Annotated in this window: 4 protein-coding genes; 2 read left to right on the top strand and 2 right to left on the bottom strand. The window is 41.0% G+C overall.

Annotation, left to right across the window (positions count from 1 at the left end):
- Positions 1–91 precede the first annotated feature (91 nt).
- Positions 92–1798: an alkaline phosphatase D family protein gene (locus tag L1D50_RS22110; RefSeq protein WP_138523362.1), complete on the top strand. Its 1707-nt coding sequence runs from the start codon at positions 92–94 to the stop codon at positions 1796–1798.
- A 392-nt stretch (positions 1799–2190) separates the two neighbouring features.
- Here the strand turns inward: L1D50_RS22110 and L1D50_RS22105 are convergent, their stop codons facing one another.
- Entirely contained in the window at positions 2191–2631 is a 441-nt protein-coding gene (locus L1D50_RS22105) for an MgtC/SapB family protein (protein WP_128727444.1), read from the bottom strand.
- Positions 2632–2733: 102 nt separating this feature from the next.
- Here L1D50_RS22105 and L1D50_RS22100 point away from each other — a divergent pair, with 102 nt between their 5' ends.
- Positions 2734–2892, top strand: a complete 159-nt coding sequence (locus L1D50_RS22100) for a YqaE/Pmp3 family membrane protein (protein ID WP_010369885.1) — start codon at positions 2734–2736, stop codon at positions 2890–2892.
- A 45-nt stretch (positions 2893–2937) separates the two neighbouring features.
- Here L1D50_RS22100 and L1D50_RS22095 read toward each other — a convergent pair whose 3' ends face one another.
- Positions 2938–3543 (bottom strand): LysE family translocator, encoded by a 606-nt coding sequence (locus tag L1D50_RS22095; protein ID WP_239966850.1) that lies wholly within the window; start codon positions 3541–3543, stop codon positions 2938–2940.
- Positions 3544–3681 lie beyond the last annotated feature (138 nt).

Raw genomic sequence — 3681 nt, 5'->3', positions numbered from 1 at the left:
ATATTAAACTAAAATTTAACATTACCGAATTAGACTTCGTTCCCGCAAGGAAAACTAGCAAGGATGCCGACATTCAAATACCGAGGAAACGATGAAAGCTTACACTCTCACACCAGCCGTTTTGATGCTTACAAGTAGCGTTATCAGTGCGCAGCCGGAAGTTCACTACGAGTCTTGTAAATCCACTTTTAACTATTTAGCCGCACAGTATCAAGGTACGACAGATAAAAATAATTCAGGTTCGCAGTGGTGCTATTTAAAACAAAGTATCGAAGGCGCAACATGGGGTCATGTCAGAACAGAAACTATCCCAGAATTCAAAACGGTAACCGGAAAAGCGTGTAAAACGCCATCGGAGTATCAAGGTGAAAGGTTTTATGGCTGTACAACCCGAAATCACACCGCACCTTGGTGCTATGTCGAAGAGGGTGGCTGGGAAGAATGTCAACCAGAGGAGCCGCCAGCGCTGTTATCTCACACTCAACCCTTACAAAGTAAACGATTAGATAGAGTTGCGCTAGGCTCATGTTTCAAAACCAAAGGTGATATGCCCGAAGCGCTCGCGAAGTTAATTGGTCAGCAACCGGATTTGTTTCTTTGGTTAGGGGACAATATCTACGCAGATACCACTGATATGGCTGTGATGCGCCAGAAGTACGATGATAAAAAGAATAATAGTGAATATCGCAAGTTTTTAGAGGCTAAGATCCCGGTGATGGCGACTTGGGATGATCACGATTTTGGCTGGAATAATGAAGGCAAACATTATCCACAGAAAGCAAATGCGCAGAAAGAATATTTGCGTCACTTTGATGTCGATAAGACTGATCCAAGACTAAATGGTCAAGCTGGTATTTACGAAGCAAAAATGCTGGGTGGCTCGGGCGAAACCACACATGTGATCACATTGGATGCCCGTTACTTCCGCTCACCAACTTTCTCAAGTTATGGTGCGTGTGAAGGTGAAAGTAGCACCATATTGGGAGAGGCGCAGTGGCAATGGCTTGAGCAAGAGTTGCAAAAACCGTCAGAAATCAAGCTTATTGCAAGCGGCATTCAAGTGCTGCCCCCGCTACATCGAGGTAGAAGTAAAACTAGCTACTGTGCTTACGGAGACGGCAAAACGTTTAATGCTGCTATCGAGTCATTAGAAGAAACAAATATGTCAGGTACTAGTTATGAATCTTGGGCAGAGATGCCAGCACAAAGAGAGCGCTTGCTAAGGTTAGTACAAAAATCTGTGAATGAAGGAAAGACTAAAGCCGTAGTATTTTTGTCTGGCGATCAGCATTGGGGAGAGCTTCTGCAAAAGACTATTCCAGCAAGCAGCACATATGGTCAAGCGGTTAACGTCTATGAAGTAACAGCATCAGGGTTTGGTCAAAACTGGCCTTATCATATCGAAAACCCATTAAGATTACCGATTTACGCAGACGACAAAGGGGATGGCAATTTTGCCAAAGCATGCCAATTACCGTTCAAATATGCAGGTGTAACCTATCAAGGTTGTATCACGCGAGACAACGATAAACCTTGGTGTTATACCCAAGTGGATGATAACCAAAAAGGTATCGAAGGTGAGTGGGGCAACTGCGCGCCAGCAGGTGCCATTATTCCAACCGGACGAGTTGGTGCGATAAGCAAAGACATCGCAAAGTTGACAACATCTAACCGCCATTTGATCAATAAGTCGGGAAGTAATTACGGCTTGATAGATATTGATTGGCAAAATCGTGAACTAAAGATGTCTATTGAAACGGCAGACGAGGAAGCAGTCTCGACTATCATCAAGTTTTGATGTTTACTTATCAGCTGAGCCTAGTGTTCAGCTGATAGGTTAGTAACTCTTTGTAAACTATCGAAATAAAATGTATATTGCGTGCAATTTTAGAAAAAAGCAGTTAGACTGCTTACAGGAAAGTAATTAATACCAAATTAAAAGGACATTAATTTGAAATTTATCATCTCACTCATACCCGCATTTTTTTTGACTAAGTTAGCCTTTTACGTTACTAATTTTGAATATTTTTTATTCGAAGATCCCTTTGACTTCGGTAAGTTACTTATTGATATCAGCGTTTTTGGATTCTTTTATTTTATCGCTGTTTTAGTTTACGAGTACTTTTTCGGCGAAAAGTTAGAGCTCAAGCGGCAAGTATCGAGCAAAAGAACGAAAAGTTCAACGTAAGTCTATTGCGAACTCGAAGGCTTTTTATACGGTTCTAGTAAGCGAAATACCAAAAATCCGACCGCGCTTAACACAATTGCGATTTCATATCGTTGATATGCGCTTGAGATCCCTATTGCACCGGTTAACCAAATACCTGCAGCAGTTGCAGTGCCATGCGTGGAGTTATCATTTTTCACAATCGAGCCGCCACCAATAAAACCAATTCCAGTAATAACACCGTACATTACTCTTGCTTGCGCTTCGTGTGACTCATAGACATCCATACTTGTTAAGATAAATGCACAACAGGAAATAGCGACTAATGGGAATGTTCTAAGCCCCGCGCTATCAGAGCGACTTTCTCTATTAATAGCCAAAGGTAATGTAAGTAAAAACGCAAAAATTATTTGGTAAAAGTGATACCAAATGAGTGCTAAGTCAAGATTAATCCAATCTGGCATTTTTTATCTCCTATACTGTTGTTGGGTTAATGCAAAAGGCATTCCTTTGAGTTGGCATAACCCATGCAACATGAAAGCGTCTATAACTTTTAGGAGAGAACAATGGATTTATTGAGGATCATAATTGCAATATTGCTTCCACCACTCGGAGTATTCTTACAAGTCGGTCTTGGCGGGGCTTTTTGGTTAAATATTTTGCTGACATTGTTGGGTTATATACCAGGAATTGTACATGCAGTGTGGGTGATCGCCCGTCGGTAAAAAACGGACAACAAGTAACAATAACACGGTAATCTTTGCAGGGAATTATCCTGCAAAGATCTCCAGCACGATAGGCATTACAGACAGTACAAGTAATGCAGCCATCACAAAATTAAACCACCTAAGGCTTTGCTCATTTTTTAACACGTACTTGAGTGATGAGCCAAACACCAACCAGATCCCAACACAAGGAAATGACACCAATAAAAAGACAATGGTGATCATCAAGTTTTGGCTCATAAAATCTGCGCCAGTGGAGGTATAAGTTGAAATAGCACCTATTGCCACAATCCACGCTTTTGCGTTTACCCACTGAAATAGTGCGCCTTTTACAAACGAAAAAGGTTGAGCGCTTGCGTCTGCATCCGTTGTAGGTGAAGACATCGCGACAAGGTAGGCAAGATATAGAAGATAAATGACGCCAATGCACTTTAAAATAAAGTGCAAATTAGGAAACAACTCAAAAAGCTGCGCAAAACCTAAGCCGACTAACAAAAGCATAATCGAAAAACCTACACAAATACCGCTTAGTAGTGGAATGCTTCTCCTTAAGCCAAAATTAACACCAGACGTCATTACCATAATATTGTTTGGCCCGGGCGTTACGGAAGATGCAATTGCAAATAAGGTAATGGCAACTAAATAGTCCATTAAACAGTCCTTTTTACCTGCTGATAGCTTTGTCGTTGTCGGATTATTAGTTCACTATTGGGGTTGCGTGTTAAATAGTCAATAGAAGAATTGCTGGGATGTTGTTTTTATATTTGTGATAAGATAACATATTTAAAG

The sequence above is a fragment of the Pseudoalteromonas sp. Isolate6 genome, from assembly GCF_022398435.1.
GTDB lineage: Bacteria > Pseudomonadota > Gammaproteobacteria > Enterobacterales > Alteromonadaceae > Pseudoalteromonas > Pseudoalteromonas galatheae.
This window is presented reverse-complemented; position numbering and strand designations above follow the sequence as displayed.

Coding starts and splice junctions, on each gene's coding strand:
- L1D50_RS22095 (WP_239966850.1), bottom strand. CDS start 3,543: ATGGACTATTTAGTTGCCATTACCTTATTTGCAATTGCATCTTCCGTA.
- L1D50_RS22100 (WP_010369885.1), top strand. CDS start 2,734: ATGGATTTATTGAGGATCATAATTGCAATATTGCTTCCACCACTCGGA.
- L1D50_RS22110 (WP_138523362.1), top strand. CDS start 92: ATGAAAGCTTACACTCTCACACCAGCCGTTTTGATGCTTACAAGTAGC.
- L1D50_RS22105 (WP_128727444.1), bottom strand. CDS start 2,631: ATGCCAGATTGGATTAATCTTGACTTAGCACTCATTTGGTATCACTTT.